At 71.5% G+C, this 24,183-nt stretch carries 22 protein-coding genes and 3 pseudogenes; 17 read left to right on the top strand and 8 right to left on the bottom strand.

Annotated elements, in window-relative coordinates; genetic code table 11:
- The first annotated feature begins 4 nt into the window (after nt 1-4).
- The 5 genes from ACFVYS_RS31900 to ACFVYS_RS31880 are packed head-to-tail and all read left to right on the top strand — an operon-like array spanning nt 5 to nt 4,151.
- Entirely contained in the window at nt 5-937 is a 933-nt protein-coding gene (locus tag ACFVYS_RS31900; protein WP_389507694.1) for a VOC family protein, read from the top strand.
- A gap of 59 nt (nt 938-996) precedes the next feature.
- Nucleotides 997-1,968, top strand: a complete 972-nt coding sequence (locus tag ACFVYS_RS31895; protein ID WP_389507692.1) for a fumarylacetoacetate hydrolase family protein — start codon at nt 997-999, stop codon at nt 1,966-1,968.
- A complete protein-coding gene (locus ACFVYS_RS31890; RefSeq protein ID WP_389507690.1) occupies nt 1,965-2,717 on the top strand; it encodes an SDR family oxidoreductase in 753 nt (250 codons plus the stop codon). The genes ACFVYS_RS31895 and ACFVYS_RS31890 overlap by 4 nt, the downstream gene beginning before the upstream one ends.
- A gap of 28 nt (nt 2,718-2,745) precedes the next feature.
- Nucleotides 2,746-3,504, top strand: a complete 759-nt coding sequence (locus ACFVYS_RS31885; RefSeq protein ID WP_389507688.1) for a CoA transferase subunit A — start codon at nt 2,746-2,748, stop codon at nt 3,502-3,504.
- Complete coding sequence (locus tag ACFVYS_RS31880) at nt 3,501-4,151, top strand: CoA transferase subunit B (protein WP_389507686.1); 651 nt, start codon at nt 3,501-3,503, stop codon at nt 4,149-4,151. Before ACFVYS_RS31885 ends, ACFVYS_RS31880 begins: the two co-directional genes overlap by 4 nt.
- 37 nt (nt 4,152-4,188) lie before the next feature.
- Here ACFVYS_RS31880 and ACFVYS_RS31875 read toward each other — a convergent pair whose 3' ends face one another.
- From ACFVYS_RS31875 to ACFVYS_RS31865, 3 genes are all read right to left on the bottom strand, one after another.
- A complete protein-coding gene (locus tag ACFVYS_RS31875; RefSeq protein WP_389507684.1) occupies nt 4,189-4,560 on the bottom strand; it encodes a MerR family transcriptional regulator in 372 nt (123 codons plus the stop codon).
- A 52-nt stretch (nt 4,561-4,612) separates the two neighbouring features.
- On the bottom strand, nt 4,613-5,647 hold the full coding sequence (locus tag ACFVYS_RS31870; protein WP_389507682.1) for an MDR family NADP-dependent oxidoreductase: 1,035 nt from the start codon (nt 5,645-5,647) through the stop codon (nt 4,613-4,615).
- 216 nt (nt 5,648-5,863) lie between these two features.
- Nucleotides 5,864-6,376 carry an SRPBCC family protein gene (locus tag ACFVYS_RS31865; RefSeq protein WP_389507680.1) on the bottom strand — a complete coding sequence of 171 codons (513 nt, stop codon included), beginning with the start codon at nt 6,374-6,376 and terminating at the stop codon, nt 5,864-5,866.
- A 131-nt stretch (nt 6,377-6,507) separates the two neighbouring features.
- Between ACFVYS_RS31865 and ACFVYS_RS31860 the strand changes: the two genes are divergently transcribed.
- The 5 genes from ACFVYS_RS31860 to ACFVYS_RS31840 all read left to right on the top strand — a co-directional run bounded on the left by ACFVYS_RS31860 (nt 6,508) and on the right by ACFVYS_RS31840 (nt 13,667).
- A complete protein-coding gene (locus ACFVYS_RS31860) occupies nt 6,508-7,407 on the top strand; it encodes a helix-turn-helix domain-containing protein (RefSeq protein WP_389507679.1) in 900 nt (299 codons plus the stop codon).
- Nucleotides 7,408-7,685: 278 nt separating this feature from the next.
- Nucleotides 7,686-8,657: a hypothetical protein gene (locus ACFVYS_RS31855; RefSeq protein WP_389507677.1), complete on the top strand. Its 972-nt coding sequence runs from the start codon at nt 7,686-7,688 to the stop codon at nt 8,655-8,657.
- A 938-nt stretch (nt 8,658-9,595) separates the two neighbouring features.
- Nucleotides 9,596-10,198: a hypothetical protein gene (locus ACFVYS_RS31850; protein ID WP_389507676.1), complete on the top strand. Its 603-nt coding sequence runs from the start codon at nt 9,596-9,598 to the stop codon at nt 10,196-10,198.
- Between the two features lie 119 nt (nt 10,199-10,317).
- Entirely contained in the window at nt 10,318-12,975 is a 2,658-nt protein-coding gene (locus ACFVYS_RS31845) for a cation-translocating P-type ATPase (RefSeq protein ID WP_389507674.1), read from the top strand.
- Between the two features lie 35 nt (nt 12,976-13,010).
- Nucleotides 13,011-13,667: a helix-turn-helix domain-containing protein gene (locus tag ACFVYS_RS31840; RefSeq protein WP_389507673.1), complete on the top strand. Its 657-nt coding sequence runs from the start codon at nt 13,011-13,013 to the stop codon at nt 13,665-13,667.
- A 129-nt stretch (nt 13,668-13,796) separates the two neighbouring features.
- Here ACFVYS_RS31840 and ACFVYS_RS31835 read toward each other — a convergent pair.
- Nucleotides 13,797-14,193: pseudogene (locus tag ACFVYS_RS31835) on the bottom strand (Asp23/Gls24 family envelope stress response protein).
- Nucleotides 14,194-14,628: 435 nt separating this feature from the next.
- Between ACFVYS_RS31835 and ACFVYS_RS31830 the strand changes: the two are divergent.
- The 3 genes from ACFVYS_RS31830 to ACFVYS_RS31820 all read left to right on the top strand — a co-directional run bounded on the left by ACFVYS_RS31830 (nt 14,629) and on the right by ACFVYS_RS31820 (nt 16,838).
- Nucleotides 14,629-15,054 carry an STAS domain-containing protein gene (locus ACFVYS_RS31830; protein WP_389507671.1) on the top strand — a complete coding sequence of 142 codons (426 nt, stop codon included), beginning with the start codon at nt 14,629-14,631 and terminating at the stop codon, nt 15,052-15,054.
- A gap of 226 nt (nt 15,055-15,280) precedes the next feature.
- Nucleotides 15,281-16,042: an ANTAR domain-containing protein gene (locus ACFVYS_RS31825; RefSeq protein ID WP_389507669.1), complete on the top strand. Its 762-nt coding sequence runs from the start codon at nt 15,281-15,283 to the stop codon at nt 16,040-16,042.
- 79 nt (nt 16,043-16,121) lie between these two features.
- Nucleotides 16,122-16,838, top strand: a complete 717-nt coding sequence (locus tag ACFVYS_RS31820; protein WP_389507667.1) for a GAF domain-containing protein — start codon at nt 16,122-16,124, stop codon at nt 16,836-16,838.
- Nucleotides 16,839-17,215: 377 nt separating this feature from the next.
- Here ACFVYS_RS31820 and ACFVYS_RS31815 read toward each other — a convergent pair whose 3' ends face one another.
- Together ACFVYS_RS31815 and ACFVYS_RS31810 are read right to left on the bottom strand one after the other, a co-directional pair.
- Nucleotides 17,216-17,488 carry an ANTAR domain-containing protein gene (locus ACFVYS_RS31815; protein ID WP_389507665.1) on the bottom strand — a complete coding sequence of 91 codons (273 nt, stop codon included), beginning with the start codon at nt 17,486-17,488 and terminating at the stop codon, nt 17,216-17,218.
- A 166-nt stretch (nt 17,489-17,654) separates the two neighbouring features.
- Entirely contained in the window at nt 17,655-17,933 is a 279-nt protein-coding gene (locus tag ACFVYS_RS31810; protein WP_389507663.1) for a hypothetical protein, read from the bottom strand.
- Between the two features lie 1,155 nt (nt 17,934-19,088).
- Between ACFVYS_RS31810 and ACFVYS_RS31805 the strand changes: the two genes are divergently transcribed.
- From ACFVYS_RS31805 to ACFVYS_RS31795, 3 genes and pseudogenes are all read left to right on the top strand, one after another.
- Complete coding sequence (locus tag ACFVYS_RS31805; protein WP_389507661.1) at nt 19,089-19,730, top strand: STAS domain-containing protein; 642 nt, start codon at nt 19,089-19,091, stop codon at nt 19,728-19,730.
- A 128-nt stretch (nt 19,731-19,858) separates the two neighbouring features.
- Nucleotides 19,859-20,386: pseudogene (locus ACFVYS_RS31800) on the top strand (GAF and ANTAR domain-containing protein); the annotation flags it as partial.
- Between the two features lie 174 nt (nt 20,387-20,560).
- Nucleotides 20,561-21,286, top strand: coding sequence for a GAF and ANTAR domain-containing protein (locus ACFVYS_RS31795; protein ID WP_389507774.1), 726 nt, complete (start codon nt 20,561-20,563; stop codon nt 21,284-21,286).
- A gap of 33 nt (nt 21,287-21,319) precedes the next feature.
- On the opposite strand, the pseudogene ACFVYS_RS31790 reads toward ACFVYS_RS31795, so the two are convergent.
- Both ACFVYS_RS31790 and ACFVYS_RS31785 read right to left on the bottom strand, forming a co-directional pair.
- A pseudogene (locus tag ACFVYS_RS31790) lies at nt 21,320-22,135 on the bottom strand (type I glyceraldehyde-3-phosphate dehydrogenase); the annotation flags it as partial.
- A 79-nt stretch (nt 22,136-22,214) separates the two neighbouring features.
- On the bottom strand, nt 22,215-22,847 hold the full coding sequence (locus ACFVYS_RS31785; RefSeq protein ID WP_389507659.1) for a hypothetical protein: 633 nt from the start codon (nt 22,845-22,847) through the stop codon (nt 22,215-22,217).
- 426 nt (nt 22,848-23,273) lie between these two features.
- Between ACFVYS_RS31785 and ACFVYS_RS31780 the strand changes: the two genes are divergently transcribed.
- Entirely contained in the window at nt 23,274-24,131 is an 858-nt protein-coding gene (locus tag ACFVYS_RS31780) for a slipin family protein (protein WP_389507657.1), read from the top strand.
- The last annotated feature ends 52 nt before the right edge of the window (nt 24,132-24,183 follow it).

Below are 24,183 nucleotides of genomic sequence, written 5' to 3'. Positions count from 1 at the left end.
CCCCATGCGTCTGCTCACCCACCTGCGGCACGTCGACCTCGCCGTGCCCGACTACGACAGGCAACTCGACTTCTACGCCGGTGTCTGGGGCCTGACCAAGGTCGCCGACGACTCCGGGATCTCCTTCCTGGCCGCCGAGGGCAGCCCCGAGAATTACGTCGTACGGCTGCGCAAGGCCGACGAGAAGCGCCTCGACCTGGTCTCCTACGGCGCGGCGAGCGCGGCGGACGTGGACACCCTCGCCGAGCGACTCCTCGCCGGGGGAGTGCGGTTGATCTCGCGGCCGGACAGGATCGAGACCCCGGGCGGCGGCTACGGCTTCCGCTTCTTCGACGTCGACGGCCGCACCGTCGAGGTCTCGGCGGACGTCGAGACCCGGCAGCACCGCAAGATCGAGGAGAAGGAGGCCATCCCGGTCAAGCTCTCGCACGTGGTCCTCAACTCCCCCGACCTGAACGTCACTCGGGAGTGGTACGAGCGCCACCTGGGCTTCCGGCTCTCGGACACCCTCATGCATCCCCGGATGGGTGAGGCCATGCACTTCATGCGGATCAGCAACCAGCACCACTCCATGGCGATCGCCAAGGGCCCGCACACCTCCCTGCACCACGTCTCCTTCGAGATGCGCGGTATCGACGAGTACCTGCGCGGCTCCGGCCGGGTGATCCGCTCGGGGGCCCGCAAGCTCTGGGGCCCGGGACGGCACACGGCCGGCGACAACACCTTCACCTACTTCCTCGACCCGCAGGGCAACACCGTCGAGTACACGACGGAACTGGAGTTGCTGGACGAGGACACCTGGCACCCGCACGTCTATGACTTCTCCCAGCCCGAGATCGCCGACCAGTGGGGCACCGCCAACCCCATGAACGAACTCGTCGCCAAGGAGTCGTTCAACGACGTCGACCGCGGCGTGTTCGTCGCCCCGCCGGTCTGATCCCCGCCCCCCCGAGCGCCCCCAGCACCCCCTAGACACCCCGGAGCCTGGAGCCGTCCATGCGTTTCGCCACCTACGAACACCAGCACCGGCGCCGGGTCGCCGTCGTCGACGAGGACGGCACCCTTCACCCGGTGCCCGGCGCGCGCTCGCTCACGGAGCTGCTCCGGTCCGGCGACGGCCTCGACGCGCTGCTCGCCCTCGGCGCCGCCGCCCTCGGCGCTCCGGCCGGACCCCAGGTGTCCGAGGTACGGCTGCTGCCGCCGCTGGAGCCGCCCACCGTGCGGGACTTCGTCACCTTCGAGGAACACGTCGAAGGGGTACGACGGTCCGTGGACGGAGCCGGCGGGGTACCGGAAGCCTGGTACGACGCCCCGACCTTCTACTTCACCAACCCGTACGCGGTCCTCGGCGCCCACGACGACGTGCCGGTGCCGCCGGGCAGCCACCTGCTCGACTTCGAGCTGGAGGTCGCGGCGGTCGTCGGCCGCGAGGGACGGGACCTCACCCCCGGACGGGCACGGGACCACATCATCGGCTACACGGTCTTCAACGACTGGTCCGCGCGCGATCTCCAGTCCCGGGAGATGCAGGTCCGCCTCGGCCCGTGCAAGGGCAAGGACACGGCCGCCACCCTCGGGCCGTACCTGGTCACCGCCGACGAGCTGGAACCGTACCGGGACACCGAAGGCTTCCTGCGCCTGGCACTGACCGCCGCCGTGAACGGCGAGGTCATCGGCGAGGACCTGCTGTCCAACATGAGCTGGACCTTCGAGGAGATGGTCGCCTACGCCTCACGGGGCACCGTCGTCCGCCCCGGTGACGTGCTCGGCTCGGGTACCTGCGGCAACGGTGGCTGCCTGGCGGAGCTGTGGGGAGTACGCGGACAGCAGTCACCGCCGCCGCTGCGGCCCGGTGACACGGTCACCCTCACCGTCGAGGGGATCGGCACGCTCTCGAACACGGTGGTCGCGGGCGCCGATCCGGTGCCGCTCCCCGCCGCCCGCCGCCGTACCCGGGAGCGGCCGTGACCGGTCCGCACCGGGGGAGGCTCCTGGGCAAGACCGTGGTCGTCACCGGCGCGGCCCGCGGCCAGGGCGCGGCGGAGGCCGCGGCCCTGGCCCACGAGGGCGCCCGGGTCGTCGCCACCGACGCCCGGCCCGCAGGCGACTGCCGGCGCCTCGACGTCACCAGCGAGGCCGACTGGGCCGAACTGGCCGCGGTCCTGCGGGAGTCGTACGGCGAGGTGCACGGCCTGGTCAACAACGCGGGCATCACCTGGCGCGCCCGCGTCGGTGACGTACGGCCCGAGGACTTCGCCCGCGTCCACGCCGTCAACGTCACCGGACCGCTGCTCGGCATCCAGCACCTTGCCCCGCTGATGCCGCCGGGTTCCTCCATCGTCAACGTCGGTTCCTCCGCCGCCCTCACCGGCCACTACCCGGTCGCCTACACGGCGAGCAAGTGGGCCCTGCGCGGCCTGTCGAAGAGCGCGGCGACGGAGCTCGGCCCGCGCGGCATCCGCGTGAACACGATCCACCCCGGCTTCATCGAGACCGAGATGACCGCCTCCGCCGTGCCCGCGTTCCGCGACGCGAACGTCCGCGAGACACCGCTCGGCCGCACGGGCACCGCGCACGAGGTCGCCCCGCTCGTGGTGTTCCTGCTGTCCGACGAGGCCTCCTTCATCACCGGCGCGGAGATACCCGTCGACGGCGGCCTCACCGCGCACGGCGGCGTGAAGTCCGTCTCCGACGCCCTGCGCGAGGCGGCGCCGTGAGACACCCCGACCGAAAGGCAACTCCCCTATGGACAAGGTAAGTTCCGGCGCCACGGCGGCGGTGGCCGATATCGCCGGCGGGGCCTCGCTGGCCGTCGGCGGCTTCGGCCTCAGCGGGGTGCCCGAGGTGCTGATCCGGGCCCTGTACGCACAGGGCGCGACCGGTCTGTCCGTCGTCTCGAACAACTGCGGTGTCGACGGACGCGGACTGGGCGTCCTGCTCGCCGCGGGCCGGATCGCCCGGGTGACCGGCTCCTACGTCGGCGAGAACAAGGAGTTCGCCCGCCAGTACCTCGCCGGCGAACTGGAGGTGGAGCTGGTCCCGCAGGGCACCCTCGCCGAACGGCTGCGCGCGGGTGGCGCGGGCATCCCCGCCTTCTACACCCCGGCGGGCGTCGGCACCCAGGTCGCGCAGGGCGGGCTGCCCTGGCGCTACGCGGCCGGGGGCGGTTCGGTCGCGATCGCCTCACCCCCCAAGGAGACCCGCGACTTCGCGGGCCGCCCGCACATCCTGGAGCACGCCATCACCACCGACTTCGCCCTCGTACGGGCCTGGCGCGGCGACCGCCACGGCAACCTGGTCTTCCGCCGGGCCGCGGCCAACTTCAACCCCCTCGCCGCCATGGCCGGCCGGATCACCGTCGCCGAGGTCGAGGAACTCGTCGAACCCGGCGCCCTGGCCCCCGACGAGATCCACCTCCCCGGCATCTACGTCCAGCGGATCGTGGAACTGACCACCACTCAGGCCGCCGACAAGCACATCGAGAAGAGGACCGTACGCGCATGAGCTGGACCCGAGACCAGATGGCCGCCCGCGCCGCCGCCGAACTCACCGACGGCTCCTACGTCAACCTCGGCATCGGCCTGCCCACCCTGATCCCCGGCCACCTCCCGCCCGGCGTGCACGTCGTCCTGCACTCCGAGAACGGTATCCTCGGCACCGGCCCCTACCCGGACGAGCACGAGGTCGACCCCGACCTGATCAACGCGGGCAAGGAGACGGTCACCGTGCTGCCCGGCGCCTCCTTCTTCGACTCCGCGCTCTCCTTCGGCATGATCCGCGGCGGCCACATCGACACCGCGGTCCTCGGCGCCATGCAGGTCTCGGCCCGCGGCGACCTGGCCAACTGGATGATCCCCGGCAAGACGGTCAAGGGCATGGGCGGCGCGATGGACCTCGTCCACGGCGCCCGCCGCGTGATCGTCCTCATGGACCACACCGCCAAGGACGGCTCACCGAAGATCCTCGAGGAGTGCACGCTTCCGCTCACCGGAGAGGCCTGCGTCCAACGGATCATCACCGACCTCGGTGTCCTCGACATCGACGACGACGGCCTGGCCCTCGTCGAGACCGCTCCGGGCGTCACCCTCGAGGAGGTCACCGCGAAGACCGCCGCCCCGCTGCGCGCCGACGCCGTTACCGCCGCCTGCTGAAAACCTCCCGCAGCCGTCCGCCTCGCGAGACGGGGCGTCAGGGACGTTCGTAGGTACGCAGAGCCAGTCCCGCGCGCAGTCGGCTCAGGCGGTCGATCTCGGCGTCGAGGGCCGCGATCCTGCGGTCGACCACCCCGGAGCCGGGCCCGCCGGCGTCGGGGGGCCCGCACCGGCGTCGGGGATTCTCCACCAGCAGGCCGATCCGGTCGGCGAAACTGCGCAGGTCCTCGACGGTGAGCCCGAGCGCCAACAGCTCACGGATGACGCGGACTCTCGCCACCTCGTCCGGCCCGTACTCGCGTTGCCCGGTGGCGGTGCGCCGCGGCGGTGGCAGCAGGCCCCGTTCCTCGTAGAACCGCAGCGCCCGTGGGGTGGTGCCCGCGGCGGCCGCCGCGTCTCCGATCCGCATGTCCGTCCTCGCGTCCTCGGTCTCGGCCGCCGCGACCGCGCGCGACGACGCCTCACGTCGGCGGCAACTCCACGACCACGGTCCCGAAGTGCCGCCCCTGGAACAGTTCCTGCAACGCCCGCGGCGCGTCATCCATGCCCGCGACCCGTACGTACGGGAAGGCGATCTCGCCGGAGCGCAGCCAGTGCCCGAACCGCTCGGTCCATTCCTCCGCCACCTCGGGATGGTCCGTTCCGCTGTAACCGCGCAGCGAGATGCCCTGGTTGACGATCCGGAACGTGTCGATCTCGGCAAGGGCGCTGCCCCCGTCCCGGCGCGGCGACAACTGTCCCGACAGCGCGCCGACCAGCGCGAAGCGGGCACCCCGGCGCCCGGCGCGCACAGCGGCGGCGAGCTGATCACCGCCGACGTTGTCCAGCAGCACGTCGATGCCGTCCGGCGCCGCCGAGGCCAGCTGCTCGTCGAGCGGCCGAGGTCCAGGGACCACGACCGCGTCGTAGCCCAGTTCGGCCCGCAGCCGCTCGGCCTTGTCCGGCGACCGGGTGCTCCCGATGACCCGCCCCGCGCCCAGCAGCCGCGCCACGGGGCCCGCCAGCGTTCCCACGCCTCCCGCCGCGCCCGTGACGAACACGGTGTCGCCGGGGCGGACTTCGGCGAGCCGGGTCAGCGCCCCGTAGGCGGCCGAACCGGACGACAGATGGGCCACCGGGTCGGGCAGCGCATCGCCCAGGGGAGCACAGTCGGCCGCCGCCACCAGCGCGTGCTCACGCCACCCGAGCATGTGCGTGACCGTGTCCCCCGGACGCAACGGACCGCCCGGCCCGGCCGCGACAACCTCACCGACCGCGGGACCGAACAGCGCGTCACCGACGTGGATACGGGGCAGCGGTACGCCGTCGGCCCGGCCGCCGATCAGGGTGCGCAGGCCGGGGAAGACGAGGAAGTACCGGTTGCGGACGACGACTTGTCCCGGACCGGGTGCGTGCACCGGCTTCCGCGTGATCGTGAAGTGCTCGGGTCCCGGCAGTCCGCCGGGCAGCTCGGTCAGCAGGATCTCGCGGGTCGTCGCGGGCGGGGCAGCGGCCATGTCGGGGCTCCTGAACGGGTTCGAAGGTAGGCGCGCGGACGGGACGGCCGGACCGGTCCGTCCGTCGGCGCGCAGACGCTAACCCCTGACGTACGCGTCAAGGGCAAGGCATCCGCTCCGCGACAGCCCCGTGTCTGCCGAAGCGGCCCGAGTGGCCTGAGTGGCCTGAGTGGCCTGAGCGGCCCGATCGGCCTCAGCTGTCAGCGGCCCGAGCTGTCAGCGGGTGCGGCGGTCGGCGATCCACTCTGCCAGGGCGAGCAGAGTGGACTCCGCACTGCCGGCCATGTGGTCCTGCAACGAACGGACGTCCTGAAGGGTGTCGCCCAGGACCGGGTCGGCGCGCAGCAACCGCCAGGACTGCCGGACGACGCTGCCCCGGCCCTGCTCCTGGAAGTGCCAGTCCCAGCGCACGATGCCGTGGTCGGCCCCACCGACGACGAAGGCGAACGCGGCGCCCGGATCGGCCCGCACCACCTCGGAGTGGGTGACCCACTCGCGCCCGTCCCGGCGGTTGCGCCCGCTGAACCGGGCACCGACCCACGGACCGTCGCCCGGCGCGTAGGCCACCCCGCCGGCGCTCGGACTCCACCTCTCGATCAGTGACACATCGCTGATCAGGTCGTAGACGGAGTCCGGTGTCGCGTCGACCCAGCACCGCCGGGTGAAGGCGAAGGGCGTCAGGTCGAGCCCGGCCAGCGGGTTTCGGGGGTCTGAGGTGGTGGCGCTCATGGATTCTCCCGGAAGCGGTGAAGAGGAACGCGGCCCATCCTGGAGACCGGGGCCGGGCCGAGCCAGACCCCGCCGATCCCTACCCCGGCGGGGTGAGGCGCGGATCCTCGGCGGTACGCATACTCGGTGCCATGAACAAGCACGGGCACCTCGCCGACTTCCTCCAGGCACGCCGTAGCCAACTGCGTCCCCAGGACGTCGGGTTGCAGACCTACGGTGAGCGGCGCCGGGTGCCTGGGCTACGGCGGGAGGAACTCGCGATGCTCGCGGGCATCAGCGCGCCCTACTACACACGCCTGGAACAGGGCCAGTCACGCAACGCCTCGCGCGAGGTGCTCGACGCCGTGGCGAGCGCCCTGCGACTGGACGAGTCCGAGCGTGCCCATCTGCACACGCTGGCCCGTGCGCCAAGACGGTCCAGGGCCGCCGGCCGGCCGCCCGTCGAACACCTCACCCCGGCAACGAGCGCCCTGCTGGCGGCCATCGAGGGCACACCGGCCGTGGTCATCGGCCGCCGCAGCGATGTCCTGGCCTGGAACCGGCCGGGGCACGGGTTGTTCGCGGGGCATCTCGATCCGGACAGCCCCGACGACCCCGGCCGACGGCCGAACATGGCCAGGCTGGTGTTCCTCGACGCGCACACCCGCGATCTGTACAGCGACTGGCCCGCCAAGGCCCGGGCCGTGGTGGGCAATCTGCGGCTGACGGCAGGCCGCTTCCCGGACGATCCGCTGCTTGCCGGACTGATCGGCGAACTGGCCATGCGCAGCCCGGAGTTCGCCACCATGTGGGCCGACCACCGGATCCAGGCCTGCGATGTCGCCGACTACGAGATGCGCCACCCGCTGGTCGGGATACTGGCGGTCACCCAGCAGACCCTCCAGAGCCCGCAAGGATCCGGACCGTCCCTGGTGGTGGCGACGGCCGTCCCAGGCTCCCCGTCCGCGACAGCCCTGACCCTGCTCGCCCACACCACCGCACCGCAGGAACCGACCCGCCCGCGCCACGGCGCCGAAACCCGCACCACCTGACTGCGCCCCCTGACCCGAGCCCCTCCGTCGCCCGAAGGCGCCCGGCGCGTGCGCATCCGCCGGAGCGTCCCGCCGCCGGGCCGTCCACCTCGTCGGGCTGCCCACTCGGTGCTATGGCCCAACCGGTCGGACGGTCCCACGCCCGCCGGTCGGCCGTCGGCCGGTCCGCAGCACGATCACGGCTGCCCCCGAGGCACCCCTCGTCCACGGCAGCGAAGCACCCCTGGTCCACGGCACCGCACCGCGGCTGCCGCATGCCCCAAAACAGTGAAGGAACCATGTCCGAGCGAAGCATCAAGCTGATCATGTCGGCAGTTGTGGTGGCCGCGGCCACCCTTGCGGCGGCCGTGCCCGCCGACGCGACATCCACCGGAGGACCGCTGACACAGGTGCGGGTCGCCACCCACTTCGACCTGTCCGCGGGCCAGCTGCCGGAGAACATCACCCTGCTGCCCGACGGCACGGCGGCCATCACCTTCGCCGCCGGCCGCCAGGTGGCTCAGGTCACCCGCCAGGGCACCACGCGCGTCCTTGCGACGCTGCCCGCCCCCGCCGACGGCGGAGTCGACACCCCGGTCCTCGGCTTTCCCCTGGCCACCGGCATCGCCCATACCTCGGACGGCACCCTGTACGTGCTGTACGCCACCGGCACGGCCGACCTGACGGGGCTGTGGCGGCTGCGCCCCGGGCAGGCCGCGCAGCGCATCGCCGCCCTGCCCGCGGGAGGCCTGCCCAACGGGCTGGCACTGGACGAGCACAGCCGACAGCTGTACATCACCGACTCGGTGCTCGGCACCGTGTGGACCGTCCCCGTCGCGGGCGGCACCCCCCGCGCATGGTCCACCGCTCCCGAACTCGCCTCGACCGGCTTCCTCGGCGTCAACGGCGCGAAAGTGCACGGCGGCGCGCTGTGGGTGACCAACCTGGACCAGGGCACCGTCCTGCGCATTCCGATCCGTTCGGGAAACCGTGCGGGAGCACCACAGGTCAAGGCTTCGGGCCTGGCCGGTATCGACGATTTCGCCTTCACCGGCCGCGGAGACGAGATCCTCGCCGCCCGCAATGCCCCCAACACGGTCGTGCGCATCCGGCCGGACGGCACCAGCACCACCGTTCTGGACGCCGCCGACGGACTCCAGAACCCCACCTCCGTGGCGCTGCGCGGCGAGGACGTGTACGTGCTCAGCGCCGCCTACACCACGGCCACCGACCCCAATCTGCTGCGCGCCCGCCTGGGCGGCCGCCCGTAGAACCCAGCCCCGACACCCACACGGGTACTTGTCCCTGCGGCTGCCGTCCGTGCCGCCGCAGATCGACCGGCCCCCGGTTCACCACCCGCACCATCACGCTGACCTCAGCCAACGGTTCGGTCACCCGGACGTACACGGTCGGGTTCCAGCACACGGCCCGCGATCACCGGCCGGTCGCGGCCGGCGGTGACGGCACCACCGGAGGACCCGGCCGGTGGACCCCTTGCGGCACGGAGGGCCGCGGAGGCCAAGGAGCGGGCTCCGCCGACGGCCCCGGAATCTGGTCGCGGGGGACGGACTGGGCGGAGCCACGGGGAGGGCGGAGCACTCCCACCCGGACCGGTCCGGACATGGTCCGGATCTTGGTACGCGTGGGTTCGCGGGCGACTGGAAACGGGTGCTATGGGATGTTGTGGGGGTGAAGGGCGCTGGATGGGCCAGGGGTTGGGTTCGCCACGGACCCGTCGGCGGTCCTGCGATCTGCTGGCTCTGGGACGCTGAGGTGAGAGCCGGCAGCTGTCTGGCCGCAGGGGAGGCACCAGCGGCCGAAGAGGGCGCCACCGATGCATCCGTGTCAACTGGCGGTATGCCGCCGAGGTCCAGGGCGTCCGGCCTCAGCCCAGCCCCATCCCGTGGGCAGGGGACTGCGGTGCGCTCCAGGGAATGAGGACCTGCGGTGCGTCGGCCACGTCGGCCCCGATCCCGCACTGTGCTTGTGGATGTCCCCTGGATTCCCCCAACCATTGGCGGACTGCCGAACTGGGCCCCGCAGTAAGGACGTTCGTCGGTCGGAGTGGTACCCGGCGTCTCCGTCGACGGTCAAACGGGGTCCATCGGCCTCTTGTACGGGCCGATGGGCTCTGCTCCGGTGTGCGGTGTATGTGCGACCGTCGCTGCGGGGTCACTCGTACCACCGTGTTCGGAAGGCGGGGTTGGCCATGGGCACGAAGGTGAGGTGGTGGCGTCGGCAGCGCAACCCGCTCAGGCGCCGCTCGGATGCCGTCGAGGCGTGGGTCGTCCTGGTGACGTCCGTGGTGATGGCGGCGGGCATGCCCCTGGCCGGAGCCCTGAGCTCGGTGCGGGTCGGAAGCGTGCTGCTCCAGCAGCGCCAGGAACTGCACCGTACCTCTGCCGTGCCGACCGAGGACGCCGACGACCCGGGGCCTGGCACGTACACCCGCACCTGGGCGGTTGTGCGGTGGACGGCCGGCGACTCGGTCCGTACGGCGGGGGTACGGGTCGCGGCGGGCAGCAGGGCGGGCGCCAGAACTGTGACCTGGACGGACGGGCAGGGCCGGCTCGTCGGTGCGCCGCTCACCCCTGGGCAGGCCGTCGCACCGTGCGCCTTCGCCGGGATGCCGGCCGCGAGCGGTGTCGCCCTGTTGCTGCTGGCCCGCGGCTGGGCCGTACGGATGGGGCTGGACCGCCACCGTGCGGGGCAGTGGGAGCGGACGTGGGCCCTCACCGGTCCCCGGTGGAGCGGCAGCACGCCTGACAACGCCCCTGGCCGGCGGGAAGACCCAACGGTTCCGCCGCCGTGACCGCGGCGGACAGCAGTGGTGATCGCGTGCCAGGACCGGCACGCACCCCGCGAAAGCAGGGTGCACGCCCCGAGACCGCGCACCACCGGCGGCCACCGCATCGAACCCGGAGAGAACCCATGACAGCTCAGCCGGCGTCTGCACCCGGCATCGCGCACCCGGTGGGTCTCACCGAGGACCAGGCCGCCCGGCGGCTGGCGGAATGCGGTCCCAACGAGCTGGACGCGCAGCGCCGGATACCGCTGCGGTCGCGGATCGGCGCGCAACTGCGCGATCCGATGATCCTGATCCTGCTGGCGGCGGTGGTGCTCACCGTGGCGACCGGGGACCATGCGGACGCGGTGGTCATCGCCCTGGTGATCGTGGCGAACACCGCCGTGGGGGTGGCCCAGGAGGTACGCGCGGACAACGCCGTTGCCGCGCTGTCCGCCATGACCGCCCCGACAGCCCGGGTGCTGCGCGGCGGCACCGAGTGCGAGGTGGCGTCCGCGGCCGTCGTACCGGGCGACGCGCTGGTGCTCGGCGAGGGTGACATCGTCCCCGCCGACGCCTCGCTGGCCGAGTCGTCCGCGCTGCTGGTCGACGAGTCGGCGCTGACCGGGGAGTCGGTGCCGGTGGACAAGGACGCGCGGGCCGACGAGCCGGACACCGCACGGCTCCAGGCGGGCACAGTCGTGGTGCGGGGCCGGGCCGTCGCGACCGTCACCGCGACCGGGCCGCACAGTGCTCTCGGCCGCATCGCCGCGCTGCTGCACCCCCACCCCGAGCCCACCCCGCTGCAACGCCGGCTGGCCGGCCTCGGCCGGGTGCTGGCCCTGGTGGCGGTGGGCCTGTGCCTGATCGTCTTCGTTCTCGGCCTGGCCCGCGGCCAGTCGCCGCAGGCCATGGCGGTCATCGCGATCAGCCTCGCCGTGGCCGCCGTACCGGAGTCGCTGCCCGCTGTGGTCACCCTCGGCCTGGCGCTCGGTGCCCGGCGGATGGCCACCCGCCACGCGCTGGTACGGCGACTGTCCGCGGTGGAGACTCTCGGCTCGGTCACCATGCTGGCCACCGACAAGACCGGCACCCTCACGGAGGGCCGGATGGTCGTGGAACGGGTCTGGACCACCCGGGGCACGGCCACGCTAACCGGTTCCGGCTACGGGCCCGTCGGTGAGGTCCTGGTCGCGGGCAAGTCCCCCGACCCCGCCGGGCTGCGTGCCATACAGGACCTGCTCACGGCGGCGGCCCTGTGCAACGACGCCTCGCTGCGGCCACCTGAGAACAGTAAGAAGGGCGCTGACGGCTGGACCGCACTCGGGGATCCCACCGAGGCCGCGCTCCTCGCCGCCGCGGTCAAGGCCGGCTGCGACCGCGACGAACTGCTGCCCATGCACCCGCGCATCGGCGAGGTGCCGTTCGACAGTCTCCGTAAGCGTATGACCACGCTGCACCGCGCCCCCTCCGGCCAGGTGGAGGTCTGTCTCAAGGGCGCGCCTGAGGCGGTGCTCGATGGCGCGACCCTGGACGAGAGCCCCGGCCTGCTGGAGCGCGTCCGCAAGGAGGCCGCCGCGCTCGCTGCCGAGGGCTTCCGCGTCCTGGCCGTGGCATCGGCCCTGTGCGTGGACCTCCCGGCCCGGTACGAGGACGCCGAGACCGGGCTGCGGCTGCTGGGCCTGGTGGCCATCAGCGACCCGCCCAAGGAGGCGGCCGAGGCGACCGTCACGGCTTGCCGGCTGGCCGGTATCACCCCGGTGCTGATCACCGGCGATCATCCGGCCACCGCCCGTGCCATCGCGACCAGGGTCGGCATCCTCGGCCCCGGCAACGGCGTTTCCGGCGACACCGCCTCCGACGAGGTGGTCACCGGCCGACAGCTGGCCGCCGGGGAAGTCCCGGACCTCACCCGGGTCCGGGTGTTCGCCCGCACCACTCCCCAGCAGAAGCTGGACATCGTCCAGGCATGGCGTGCCGGTGGTGCCGTCACCGCCATGACCGGCGATGGCGTCAACGACGGCCCGGCGTTGCGGCAGGCAGACATCGGCGTGGCCATGGGTCGCCGGGGGACCGAAGTCGCCCGGCAGGCCGCCGACCTGGTGCTCGCCGACGACGAACTGTCCACCGTGGTCACGGCGGTGGAGGAGGGCCGCAGGGTCTACGACAACATCCGCCGCTTCCTGCTCTACGCCCTGGCCGGCGGCGTCGCGGAGATCCTCGTCATGCTGCTCGGCCCGCTGTTCGGCCTCGCCCTGCCCCTGCGGGCGGGCCAGATCCTGTGGATCAACCTCCTCACCCACGGTCTGACGGGCGTCGCCATGGGTGCCGAGCCGGTCTCCCGGCACGCCATGCGCCGCCCGCCGCGCCCGCCCGGGCAGCATGTGCTCGGCGGCGGGCTGTGGCAGCGGATACTCCGCCTCGGCACGGTGGTCACCGCCGCGAGCCTCGCCGCGGGGCTGTGGGTCCGGCACACCGGGCAGCCCTGGCAGACGACGCTGTTCCTCGCGTTGCTGGCCGCCCAGCTTGGCGTTGTACTGGGGCTGCGGGAGCGGTTGCTCACCCGTGAGAACGCCTTCCTGCCCTGGGCGGTGCTGGCCGCGGCGGGGCTGGGAGCCGCCGCGCTGTACGTGCCGTTCCTGAGGGCCGTCCTGGAGACCTCGCCGCCGTCCTGGCCCGGTCTTGTGACCGCTCTCGCCGCGGGGCTGATCGGATTCGGTACCGCCCGCGCGGAGAGCCGGTCCCCCCGGGTCGTCGGGCGCCCGGACAGGGACCGGACCGTGACTGACGTCCCCGTCTCATGACTGACGAGTGACAAGGCGAAGGGAAGTGATCGTCCATGCCGGAACCGACGAGGAACGCCGGAGACATCGGACGGCGGGTGGCAGCTCGGCGCGAGGAGCTGGGGCTCACCAGGGAGCAGGTGGCCGAGCGGGCGGGCACGGCTCCGGATTACCTGCGGTATTTGGAGGAGCGGCCGACCGCGTCCCCGGACACGGGCTTCCTGATTCGGCTGTCCGGTGCGCTGGAGACCACTGTGGCCCAACTGCGCGGCAGCGATGTCGACTTGCCGCCCGGCATCGGGCAGGCGGCCTACCACCCCGAGCTGACGGAGCTGGATCCCGGGGAGTGCTGGGCCCGGCTGTCCACACACGGCGTCGGACGCGTCTCGGTGTCCACGCCCGACGGCCCGGCCATCGTCCCGGTCAACTACACGGTCGTGGACGGCGCGGTCGCCTTCAGCACCGCGCGCGGCACCACGCCCGCCCTGGCCGCCGGAGCCGAGGCCGCCTTCGAGGTGGACCACATCGACGAGGCGCTGAGCGAGGGCTGGAGCGTCCTCGTCGTCGGCCGTGCCGAATGGGTCACCGACCCCGCCGCCACCCGGCACCTCGTCGGCGCGGCCCGCTCCGCGCCGTGGGCGGGCGGTGACCGCGAACTGTGGGTGCGCATCACCCCGGAGCGGGTCACCGGACGCCGGATACAGGTCCTTTGAGGATTTTGGCGGTCCTGGCCGATCAATTCCCACGCGCAGAGGCTCCACCCGCCAACGCTCACGCCTCCTGCCCGACGCGGCACAGTCGCCACGTGCGGGCCGTCGCGCGCATCCTTACCAGGGCATGGCTCAGTGCACCCGGTCCTCGCTGGTCTCCGGAGGGTCCTCGTCCGACAGGTGCACGTCGTTGACCGCGATGTCCACCTCGACGACTTCCAGGCCCGTCATCCGTTCCACCGCAGCGATCACGTTCACACGGACCTCTGCGGCGACCTCGACTTTGACGCCGCGCCCCGCGCTCGTGTGCCCGCCGGGGAGCCGGTCGCGCGGCGCCCACAGTGCGAGTGAATCCGCCGCCCAGTGCGTTGATTCCGGGGACTTCCCGTGCGGCGATCCCGGCGATCTTCTCCACCACCCCGTCCGCGATGGCCGTCGGGCCACGGGTCTCCGGCGGATCCCCAGGTCCGGGCCGTGCGGCCTGCGGAGTCGAACTGTTCGGCTCCGCCGTGCGACACCACCTCCTCAGGTGGTGCACGGACCGCGGACCGTCGTACCCGCGCTGCCGTCGGTCACCGTGTTTCGCGCTGGCTGCCCAAGTACCGCGCGGGACACCGGACATACCCGCGCGGCATCATGTCAAGGCGTCGCCCGGGTACGAGAAGCGGACGGCTTCGGACCGTCCGTCGGACCGGGTTGAGGACTATGCTGCGGTACGGACGTCCCAGACCCCGGCGGCTTGTCGTTGCTCGACGCAGATGGCTGCGGGGAGCGGGCTCTTCGTCCGTCACCCGGCGCATCCCTGGAAGTATCTGAGCGGGTCCGTTGTCCTGTCGCACAGGCTGTCGGGCCGGCCGTTGCTCCGCCTCCGCCGAACGTGCGCTCTGCCGGCAGCGCGACATGGGCGCCGGGATTCCCGGCGTCACCGTGTCCGTTGCCGGATGGTCTTCTGAACTGAGGCGTCATGCCCCTCCCGCAGCTCACCGTCCACCGCCATGACCGAAGGAAACGGGCACTGATCACCCTGGCCGGTGAGATCGACCTGGAATCGGCCCCCCTGGTACTCAGGGCACTGGCGCGGTGCCTGCGCGACGGCATCCGCACCATCGACATCGATCTCACCCCCGTCACCTTCTGCGACTGCAGCGGCCTCAACGCCTTCCTGGACGCCGCGCAGAAGACCGCCGAGGCCGGCGGGACCCTGCGACTGCACCACCCGCCACCGACACTGAGTCTGATCCTCGACCTCACCGGCTCCGGGTTCCTGCTCCTCGACGTCCCGTTCGGACCTTTGTCACCTCCTCTCGGGGGTGTCCCGGCCCCGACCGCCCAAACCCCGCGGAACCGGACTGTCCCGCCTGCCTCTGTGCTCTCGGGCGATGCGCGGTGACGGCCCGGTCGGCGCGAGGGCAGCCGCTAAAGCCCGGTGACAGCGCGTCGTCCACCATGGACACGGTCCGGCTACGTCGGGCGAACCGCCGACAGCCGCAGGGCCTGAGCGGGAAGCTGACGGATCTGTACATGGACTCCCGTGAGACGCCACCTCCTGAGGCGTACCGCCGACCCGGCCGCCGGCACATTCTGAACCGTCTCACCGCCGACACCCGGCGGCCGGGATGACGTCCGACAGCCGGTCGGCCCGGATCCAGATGCTGGTCGCCGAGCAGGCGGCGCGACGCGGTGCCCGGGTCGGTGTGGTGGACGTGTGCACCGCGGCTGTGGCCGCGCTCCCGGTCGGCGGGGCCGGGCTGTCGGCGATGTCCCGCACCGCGGCCAGTCATCCGCTGTGCAGCACCGACGGCATCAGCGAACAGCTGGAGGAGCTGCAGCTCACCCTCGGCGAGGGACCCTGCGTGGATGCCTTCCGGCACGGCTCGGCCGTCCTGATCCCCGATCTGCTGGCCAGTGAGATACAGGACCGCTGGGTCGTGTTCGCGGATGCGGCTCTGGAGGCCGGGGCACGCGCCGTCTTCGCGCTCCCCCTGCAGATCGGGGCGATCAGCCCCGGCGTTCTGGACCTGTACGTCGACGTGCCGACCGTGCTGGACGCCGGGGAGCTGGCCGATGCGCTGGCGTTCGCCGATCTCGCGACGCTGCTCCTGCTCGACGCGCGGATCGACGAGACGAACGCGCCGGTCGACGGAGCACGGGAAGACCGAGGCTTCGAGGACCTGGGCGGATACCGGGCGGAGATCGACCAGGCCGCCGGCATCCTCACCGTCCAGCTCGGTGTCGGCATCGACGAAGCCTTCGTACGGCTGCGCGCCCACGCCTTCATACAGGGACGCCGGCTCACCGACGTGGCCGCCGACGTGGTGGCCCACCGGCTCCGCTTCTCCCCGGACACGGAACTCCGACGGACCGACGAGGAAACCTGATGCACCGGTGCCATCGGATCAACGTGCTGTGGTTCCCGCCGCCTTCCGGCCGGACTAGTCTCAATCGAGGGTGCCCACGATGAATCAGCAGCTACTGGCCAAGACCTTCGTCGAGCTTGCCGACAACCTGGTCGCCGACCCCCACCTGATCGACTTCCTGCGCCTGCTCACCGACCGCTGCGTCAGCATGCTCGGCGCGAGCGCCGCCGGGGTGCTGCTCGCCGACCGCGACGGCGAACTGCGTGTCATGGCCGCCTCCGACGAACAGGTACGCCTGCTGGAGCTCTTCCAGCTCCAGAACGACGAGGGCCCCTGCCTGGAGTGCTTCCGCACCGGCACACCCGTGATCGTCCCCGACCTGAGTGCGGAGACCGTGCGCTGGCCCCGCTTCACGGTAGCGGTCCAGCGCAGTGGTTTCACAGCCGTCCAGGCGCTGCCCATGCGCCTGCGGGACGAGGTCGTCGGCGCCCTGAACCTCTTCCACGCCACCCCCGGCCCCTTCGACCCGGCAGACATACTCGTCGCCCAGGCCCTGGCCGACGTCGCCACCATCAGCCTTCTGCAACAACGCTCCGCCCAACGCGGCACGATCCTCAACGAGCAGTTGCAGACCGCGCTGAACAGCCGCGTCCTGATCGAACAGGCCAAGGGAAAACTCGCCGAACGCCAGGGCGTCGACATGGAGCAGGCCTTCACCACCCTGCGCGGCTACGCCCGTTCCCACAACCGGCGCCTGTCCGATGTGGCCCGCGCCTTCATCGACGGCTCCGAATCCCTCCCCGGACTGGGGTCCTGACCCACTCCGCGCCACCGACCCCGCGCCGGGATTCACGGTCCGTACGGCCGCCGCCGCAGTGCGGCGGCGGCCGTACGGGGCGCGAGGATGGGAGGCCCCCCTCCACCGTTTCCTCGCGCGCTGTCCTCCGCGGCGGCGGGACTGGTGAGAACACCCCGTCTGGAAATGCCGGGAGGACGGAGACTGGAGCCGCTCATTGCGGCGATGCGGCTCCGGCCGGGCCTGGTTTCCGACTCGGGGGCTGGGAGCCTGGATGGGAAGACCTGCTGGTACCTGACACGGTCGCAGTTTCGTCTTCCCCGCGTGAAGCTTAGAACAGATACCCGTGAAGCGGAACAGGGCCTTTCACGGGAGACGCGGTACCTGCAGGCGCGCACTCACCGCCGTTCCGCCGCATGAAGGCGCCGCAACGCCCGGCGCAGTTCCCGCCGTAGTTGTTCCGGGAGCGCCTCGTCCTTCGTCCGGGCGACCAGGGCAACAGCCATGTCCCGGAGCTTGACGTTGCAGCGCTGCGACACGTCCACCAGCAGGTCCCAGGCCCGCTCACTGGAACACGGCGCCAGGACCATCACCATGCCGCGCGCCTGGTCGACGACCGCACGGGCGGCCAGCCCCCGCCGCAGCTGATCGATCTCCGTGCGCAGGGGCACGACGTCCTGACCCGCCGGGTTTTTCTTCACCGAGGCCTCGGCCGCCCCCACCAGTGCCTCGGAATCATGGCTGTGCTGTGCACGGCATCCACCTCTCCACGATCTTCATGCGTCCGATGTGACGGAAGCCGCCCCGGAACCTCTGGACGACAGGCCGATTCACCGGTCACTCGCGGCGGTCATGGTCCTGACGGTCCTCGCGCCTCCAGCGCGCCCGGTTCCGACGGCTGTAGCGGCGGTCCCAGCGGTCCTGACGGTCCCGGCGCTCCTGGTACGCCCGGTAGCCCTCGAGATCGGAACCGTCGCCACGGATCCAGCCTCCCCCTCGATCGCGGCCGTAGCGGGTGGCGCCGAAGAGCAGCACGGCCGCGGCCACCCACCAGAGGGGATGGAGAAAGCCGAGGCCGAACAGGGCCACGATCAGGATGACAAGCAGAACGAACACGGCGGGCCTCCTCGGAGCAGAACGACGTATCGCTGCCGGGGGCCAGGGCCTGTTCTAACAGTCTAGCCCTACCCAGAGGTTGCGGACACGACCCATGCCCGCGGCTTCCGACGGAACCGGGTCGAAAGCGGATGGCCACTCGGCATCTGTCCGGGGAGTGCGGCGAGGGCTACCGTGCGCGGTGCGGCCCGAGCCCCCGGCAGTGTCGATCGGCTCTCGCGCTCCTCGGGGGCGCACCTCCCGCATCAGTGCGGACCCCGTCCCGTCACCAACGGGCCGCTCCCCGCATCGGCCGCCACCACTCGCTCCTGGCGCGGCATCGATGCGCCCGTGCGGGCACCCTTCCGCTGCCCGCCGCGTCGCACGCGTTTCACGACAGGCTGTACACATGTACACGCTGATCGTTCCGGCTTCGTCCCCTTCGTCCTGCGCGCCACCGTGCTCTTGTCCTGCACCAACACCCTTTTTGGCAGGCCGAGTTCACTTTCCATCACGCCAGACCGGTAAAGAATGAACTCACTGAACCGGATCCGGCGGACTGCCGAGCGGCAGAGGGCCCCACTCCTTGACCGGTGACGTCGGAACTGCTCACTGCACCGCTGCCGGACGGCCAGGACGACGCCGAAGCGCTGGGGCTGGAGCCGGGAGGTGACTCGGGCTGGAGCCGGGACTGTGACTCAGGCTGAAACCAGAACTGGTGTCCGGCGCCGCGCTCCCGTCCGGCGCCGCGCTCCCGTCCGGCGAGGCCGAACCTCCCGTCTGCGACGCCGAGCCACCGGACGCACCCGGGGTGGGGGCACGTTGTCTGCGGGACCACGGCTGCCGGCCGAGCCACGGCCCACCGAGGTTCCCCTGCCCTGCTCGTTCCTGACCACGGCCGCCACCGGCTTGCCCATGACTCCGGGACCAACCGAGGGGCCGGCCTCAGGACTATGCTGTGTGCGGACGTCCCAGACCCCGGCGGGCCACCACTGCTTGGCCCACATGCCTGCGGAGAGCGGATCGTTCGTCCGGTCGCCCAGCGCATCCCCGAGGGAACCGGCTGGGTCCTACGCCCCGGAACTTCGGCTGCTGGATCGGTCACTCACCTGCCTGCTCGACAGTACGACCGTACCGGGAGCCCGGCACGGTCTCGTGAACCGAGGCACCCTGCTCATGAGTGTCCCACCCGTCCTGAACGTCCACCGGCACGACGCCGACAACCGGATGGTCACCCTCACCGGCGAGATCGACTTGAGTTCGGCGCCTTTGACGCACGTGTCACCGGAGCGGTGCCTCCACGACGGCATCCGCGCCATCGACGTCGGTGTCACCGCCGTCGCCTTCTGCGACCGCGGCGGCCTCAACGCCTTCCTTCACGCCCTGCCGCACACCACCGCGGCCGGAGGGTCCTCCCTGCAACTGGACCACCCCAGCCCGGCGATGGAGCGCCTCGTCGCCCTCACCGGCTCCGGTTCCCTCTTCCTCGCTCTCCCGGATGCCTTCGCCGGAGCCGACCGTCCCCGCGGCCCTCTCCGGATCCTGGTTCACCCGCACGCGCGGAACCGGGACGTGGCCCGGCGGCCGCAGGAACGGCTGCTCGCCGAGCACCAGGCATTCCTCGGTATCACCTCGGCGGATCGGGCCGACCAGCCGGTCCCGGCCGCTCTCCGCTCCTGGGGCCGGAAGGATGCCGGAGACGTCCGCAGGGCGGCCGACGGCGCCGTGTTCCTGTCGTTGGTCCTCCCCTGGGGGGTGGGAACGGCGGCGAGGCCGGAGGAGCTTGATCACCACTCCTGGACCGGGTGGTCGCCGTGATCCCCGGCAGTCGGTCGGCGCGGAGCCAGGCTCTCGTGGCCGAGCAGGCGGCCCTGCGCGGCGCCCGGGTCGGCGTCCTCGACGTGTGTACGGCGGCGGTTGCGGCGCTTCCGGTCGGCGGGGCCGGGATGTCCGCGATGTCCCGGGGGCGGGCGAGTCATCCACTGTGCGGTACCGACTCCGTCAGTCAGCAGCTGGAAGAACTCCAGCTCACACTGGGAGAGGGGCCGTGCGTGGACGCCTACGTCCTGGGCTCGGCGGTCCTCTGCCCCGATCTGTTGGCCGGTGAACTCCAACGACATTGGACGGTGTTCGCCGACGCGGCTCCGGAAGCTGGGGCAAGAGCGGTCTTCGCCTTCCCCCTGCGGACCGGGACCATCAGCCGCGGCGTACTCGATCTGTACTCCAGCAGTTCGGTCGAGCTGGACGCGGACGAGATGGCCGACGCGATGGCCTTCGCCGACACCGCCGCGCTGCTTCTGCTCCATGACCGGATCACTGAGACGGGTGTTCCGTCCGACACCGGCGCGTCCGACACCGATCGGACGGACGCCGTGCCCTTCGACGACCTGGGCGGTTACCGCGCCGAGATCGACCAGGCCACCGGCATCCTCATGGTGCAGCTCGGCGTCGGTTTCGAGGAAGCCTTCGTCCGGCTGCGCGCCCACGCGTACGCCGGGGGGACACGGATCTCGGTGGTCGCCGCCGACGTGGTCGCCCATCGGCTCCGCCTCCCCCGGGCACGACTCCGTCCGACAGGCAACCGCCGGATGCGCGACCTCCCGACGACGAGCCCTGATGCTCCCACCCCACACACAGAGGTGTGCATGATGAAGGAACAGCTGATGGCCCGGACGTTCGTCGAGCTGGCGGACAGTCTCGTCGCCGACTTCGACCTCATGGACTTCCTGCGCCTGCTCACCGACCGCTGCGTCGATCTGCTCGACGCGAGCGCGGCGGGCGTCCTGCTCGCCGACCGTGACGGCGTGCTGCGCGTCATGGCCGCCTCCGACGAACGGGTGCGCCTTCTGGAACTCTTCCAGCTCCAGAACCACGAAGGCCCCTGCCTGGACTGCTTCCACACCGGAATCGCGGTCTCCGTTCACGACCTGCGCGACGAGGCCGCCCGTTGGCCCCTGTTCACCGCCCAGGCCCGGCGCAGCGGCTTCACCGCCGTCCAGGCGCTGCCCATGCGTCTGCGCGACGAGGTCGTCGGTGCCCTCAACCTCTTCCACACCACCCCGGCGCCCATCAGTCCCGTAGCCACCCCCATCGCCCAGGCCCTCGCCGACGTCGCCACCATCAGCCTGCTGCAACAGCGCACCAGCGAGCGCAGCACGCTCCTCAACGAGCAGTTGCAGACAGCCCTCAGCAGCCGCGTCCTGATCGAACAGGCCAAGGGAAAGCTCGCCGAACGCCGCCACACGGACATGGAACAGGCCTTCACCACCCTGCGGGCCTACGCCCGCTCCCACAACCGCCGCCTATCGGATGTCGCCCGCGCCTTCATCGACGAAACCGAATTCCTCCCCGGCCTCAGCTCCCGAAGTTCCTGAGCAGCCCCCTTCCAGAAGGGTTCGTCATGCCACTCCGCCCCCTGCTTTGGTGAAGGCGGTGTTGATCTCTTCGGTGGTGACCCCCTGCCGCAGTACCAGGGGGAGGTCGGTGAGGGATCCGTCCGGGACGGGCACGCGGACGGCGATGCCGTCCAGGGCGCCGTCGAGTGCGGGGATGACCAGACCGACGGCGCGGGCGGCGCCGGTGCTGGTCGGGATGATGCTGACGGCGGCAGACCGGGCGCGGCGCAGGTCCTTGTGGGGGCTGTCGAGCAGGGCCTGGTCGTTGGTGTAGCCGTGGATGGTGGTCATCAAACCCTTGACGATGCCGAATTGCTCGTGCAGGGCGTGCACCATCGGTACGACGCGGCTGGTGGTGCAGGAGGCGCCCGAGACGATGTGGTGCCGGTCCGGGTCGTAGCCGGCCTGGTTGACGCCCATCACCACGGTGGCGTCGACGTCCTTGCCGGGCGAGGAGATCAGCGCCTTGCGGGCACCGGCCTTCAGGTGCAGGGCCGCGTCGTCGCGGGTACGGACATGGCCGGTGGACTCGATGACGATCTCCACTCCGGGCTTGCCCCAGGCCAGGACGGCCGGGTCGCGTGGGGCGGTGACGGCGATTCGCTGCCCGTCGACGTTGATCGAACGCTCGTCGTGGCCGACGGCCCGGCCGAGTGGCCCGTAGGTGGAGTCGTACTCCAGCAGGTGGGCCAGGGCCGCGGCGGGGGCGATGTCGTTGACGGCCACCACCTCGACCTCCGCGGTCCCCCGTCCCGGGCGGGCCAGGGCGTTCCGCAGGTAGTTGCGGCCGCTATGTCCGAAGCCGTTGATGCCTACACGTAGGGTCATGGCGGTGCCTCTGCTTGCCGTTGCGGAGGAGATGGGTCCGGGGGACCCGGTGTCGGTCCCCCGGGTGTGCGGGCTGGGCTCAGCGGAGCCAGGCGTGGTCGCGGACAGCGGGGAGGCGGGCCCAGGTCCTGCCGAGTCCCCAGGTGGTGCCGGCCGAGGCGACCGCGAGGGCGATCAGGACGGCCGCGTACAGGACGTGGTAGTCGACGAGCGGGTTGGTGGACATGCTCGGCGAGCCGTCGGCCAGGTGCTTGGCGGGCGGCCACTCGGCGATCCACATGAACGCCATCAGGGCGGTGCCGGCGACCGCGGCGAGCCGCAGTGCGATGCCACTGACCAGGGCGAGGCCGACGCCGAGCAGGCCGAGCATGAACAGCCAGTTCGCCCAGCCCGCTCCGGCCCAGGAGTGGAAGGTGGACTCCATGGGTCCGGCGGAGACGCCGCTGAGGAAGCCCTTGGTGGGTGAGCCGCCGTCGGCCCAGCCCTTGCCGGACGCGGTGGCGTAGCCCCAGCCGAAGGTCTTGTCGAGGAAGGCCCACAGGAAGACGAACCCGGTCACGATCCGCAGCCCCGCGAAGACCTGCGCGCGGGCCGCCGTGGCCGTGGCCGTTGTGCCAGTCGTGGTCTCGCCGGGCCTCTGCGCCGTCCCGGCCCGGCGTCGCGACGGGAGGTGGAAACCCATGTGCCGGCCGGGAGTTTCGTGTACTGACATGATGTTCATCCCTGTCTGGGCTCTGGTGGGCGTAGCGCGATATCTGTCCGCTTGCCGTCGTCGTCCTGCGTTCAATGTCCCGCCCGGGCCAGTCGGACCACAGGGGCCCACACGTACCGTCACAGGGGCCGAACGTCCCTTCCCCGCCCCGCTCCGGAGGCCGCGGGTGCCAGACACCGGGTCCTGCCGTCGCCTGCCCGTTTCGGGCGGACTCACCGCCGGGGGCGGGACGCTGGGGCCGTTCGGCCCCTGCCGTGGCCGTGGACACCGGGCGATGCTGGATACACGGCAGGGCGGCTCGTCGCGGAAAGGTCACACCCGACCGCACCGACGTCCTGCGGACGGACCCGGGTCATTCCCCTGCTCCGCCGACATACTCCGGGACCTCGCGGCAACGACGCGGTCCTCATTCTGAGGAGCAGCACCATGGAAGTTCTGATCTTCCTTCTGGTCAGCGTGATCCTTTTGGTCCTGGTGACACTCGCCATGGCCATCAAGGTCGTCAAGCAGTACGAGCAAGGAGTGCTGTTCAGGTTCGGCCGACTCGTCGGATCACGGGAACCGGGGCTGCGGGTCATCGTCCCGGTCGTGGAAGTCCTGCACCGGGTGTCGCTGCGGATCGTGACGATGCCGATCCAGTCCCAAGGCATCATCACCCGGGACAACGTGAGCGTCGATGTGTCGGCGGTCGCCTACTTCCGGGTCGTGGACGCGGTGAAATCGGTCATCGCGATCGAGAACGTCCACACGGCGATCAACCAGATCGCCCAGACCACCCTGCGCAAGGTCGTCGGCCAGCACACCCTCGACGAGACACTCTCGGAAACCGACCGCATCAACCTCGACATCCGCGAGATCCTCGACGTCACGACCGCAGAATGGGGTGTGGAGGTCACCCTGGTGGAGCTCAAGGACATCCAGCTCCCCGACAGCATGAAGCGGGCTATGGCCCGCCAGGCCGAGGCCGAGCGCGAGAAGCGCGCCAAAATCATCAACGCCCAGGGCGAGTCACTGGCCGCCACAGCACTCGGCGACGCCTCGGACATCATGATGAACCACCCGCTCGCACTCCAACTCCGCAACCTCCAGAGCCTGGTGGAGATCGGCGTGGACAAGAACACCACCGTCGTCTTCCCCGCCCCCCTGATGAGCACCATCGGCGAACTCGGCTCCTTCCTCGCCCGCGAAACAGCAGCGGCCGCCACGACCACCGCGCCGGCGTCCGCCGACGACACCAGGACCGGCCCCGCCCCGGTGCTGAACGGGGCGCCCAAGACGGTCTGATCCACCACGTCGCCATGGCGGTGACCTGCCAGGACCTGTCCTGGCAGGTCAC

The sequence above is a fragment of the Streptomyces sp. NPDC058295 genome (assembly GCF_042880655.1).
Classification (GTDB): domain Bacteria; phylum Actinomycetota; class Actinomycetes; order Streptomycetales; family Streptomycetaceae; genus Streptomyces; species Streptomyces coriariae.
This window is presented reverse-complemented; position numbering and strand designations above follow the sequence as displayed.

Excerpts from the sequence above, each read along its gene's own strand:
- ACFVYS_RS31805 (WP_389507661.1), top strand. The coding sequence starts at position 19,089 with ATGAGTGTCCCACCCGTCCTGAACGTCCACCGGCACGACGCCGACAAC.
- ACFVYS_RS31845 (WP_389507674.1), top strand. The coding sequence starts at position 10,318 with ATGACAGCTCAGCCGGCGTCTGCACCCGGCATCGCGCACCCGGTGGGT.
- ACFVYS_RS31880 (WP_389507686.1), top strand. The coding sequence starts at position 3,501 with ATGAGCTGGACCCGAGACCAGATGGCCGCCCGCGCCGCCGCCGAACTC.
- ACFVYS_RS31785 (WP_389507659.1), bottom strand. The coding sequence starts at position 22,847 with ATGTCAGTACACGAAACTCCCGGCCGGCACATGGGTTTCCACCTCCCG.
- ACFVYS_RS31830 (WP_389507671.1), top strand. The coding sequence starts at position 14,629 with ATGCCCCTCCCGCAGCTCACCGTCCACCGCCATGACCGAAGGAAACGG.
- ACFVYS_RS31825 (WP_389507669.1), top strand. The coding sequence starts at position 15,281 with ATGACGTCCGACAGCCGGTCGGCCCGGATCCAGATGCTGGTCGCCGAG.
- ACFVYS_RS31855 (WP_389507677.1), top strand. The coding sequence starts at position 7,686 with ATGTCCGAGCGAAGCATCAAGCTGATCATGTCGGCAGTTGTGGTGGCC.
- ACFVYS_RS31870 (WP_389507682.1), bottom strand. The coding sequence starts at position 5,647 with ATGGCCGCTGCCCCGCCCGCGACGACCCGCGAGATCCTGCTGACCGAG.
- ACFVYS_RS31860 (WP_389507679.1), top strand. The coding sequence starts at position 6,508 with ATGAACAAGCACGGGCACCTCGCCGACTTCCTCCAGGCACGCCGTAGC.
- ACFVYS_RS31900 (WP_389507694.1), top strand. The coding sequence starts at position 5 with ATGCGTCTGCTCACCCACCTGCGGCACGTCGACCTCGCCGTGCCCGAC.
- ACFVYS_RS31795 (WP_389507774.1), top strand. The coding sequence starts at position 20,561 with ATGAAGGAACAGCTGATGGCCCGGACGTTCGTCGAGCTGGCGGACAGT.
- ACFVYS_RS31865 (WP_389507680.1), bottom strand. The coding sequence starts at position 6,376 with ATGAGCGCCACCACCTCAGACCCCCGAAACCCGCTGGCCGGGCTCGAC.
- ACFVYS_RS31780 (WP_389507657.1), top strand. The coding sequence starts at position 23,274 with ATGGAAGTTCTGATCTTCCTTCTGGTCAGCGTGATCCTTTTGGTCCTG.
- ACFVYS_RS31895 (WP_389507692.1), top strand. The coding sequence starts at position 997 with ATGCGTTTCGCCACCTACGAACACCAGCACCGGCGCCGGGTCGCCGTC.
- ACFVYS_RS31885 (WP_389507688.1), top strand. The coding sequence starts at position 2,746 with ATGGACAAGGTAAGTTCCGGCGCCACGGCGGCGGTGGCCGATATCGCC.
- ACFVYS_RS31875 (WP_389507684.1), bottom strand. The coding sequence starts at position 4,560 with ATGCGGATCGGAGACGCGGCGGCCGCCGCGGGCACCACCCCACGGGCG.
- ACFVYS_RS31820 (WP_389507667.1), top strand. The coding sequence starts at position 16,122 with ATGAATCAGCAGCTACTGGCCAAGACCTTCGTCGAGCTTGCCGACAAC.
- ACFVYS_RS31840 (WP_389507673.1), top strand. The coding sequence starts at position 13,011 with ATGCCGGAACCGACGAGGAACGCCGGAGACATCGGACGGCGGGTGGCA.
- ACFVYS_RS31850 (WP_389507676.1), top strand. The coding sequence starts at position 9,596 with ATGGGCACGAAGGTGAGGTGGTGGCGTCGGCAGCGCAACCCGCTCAGG.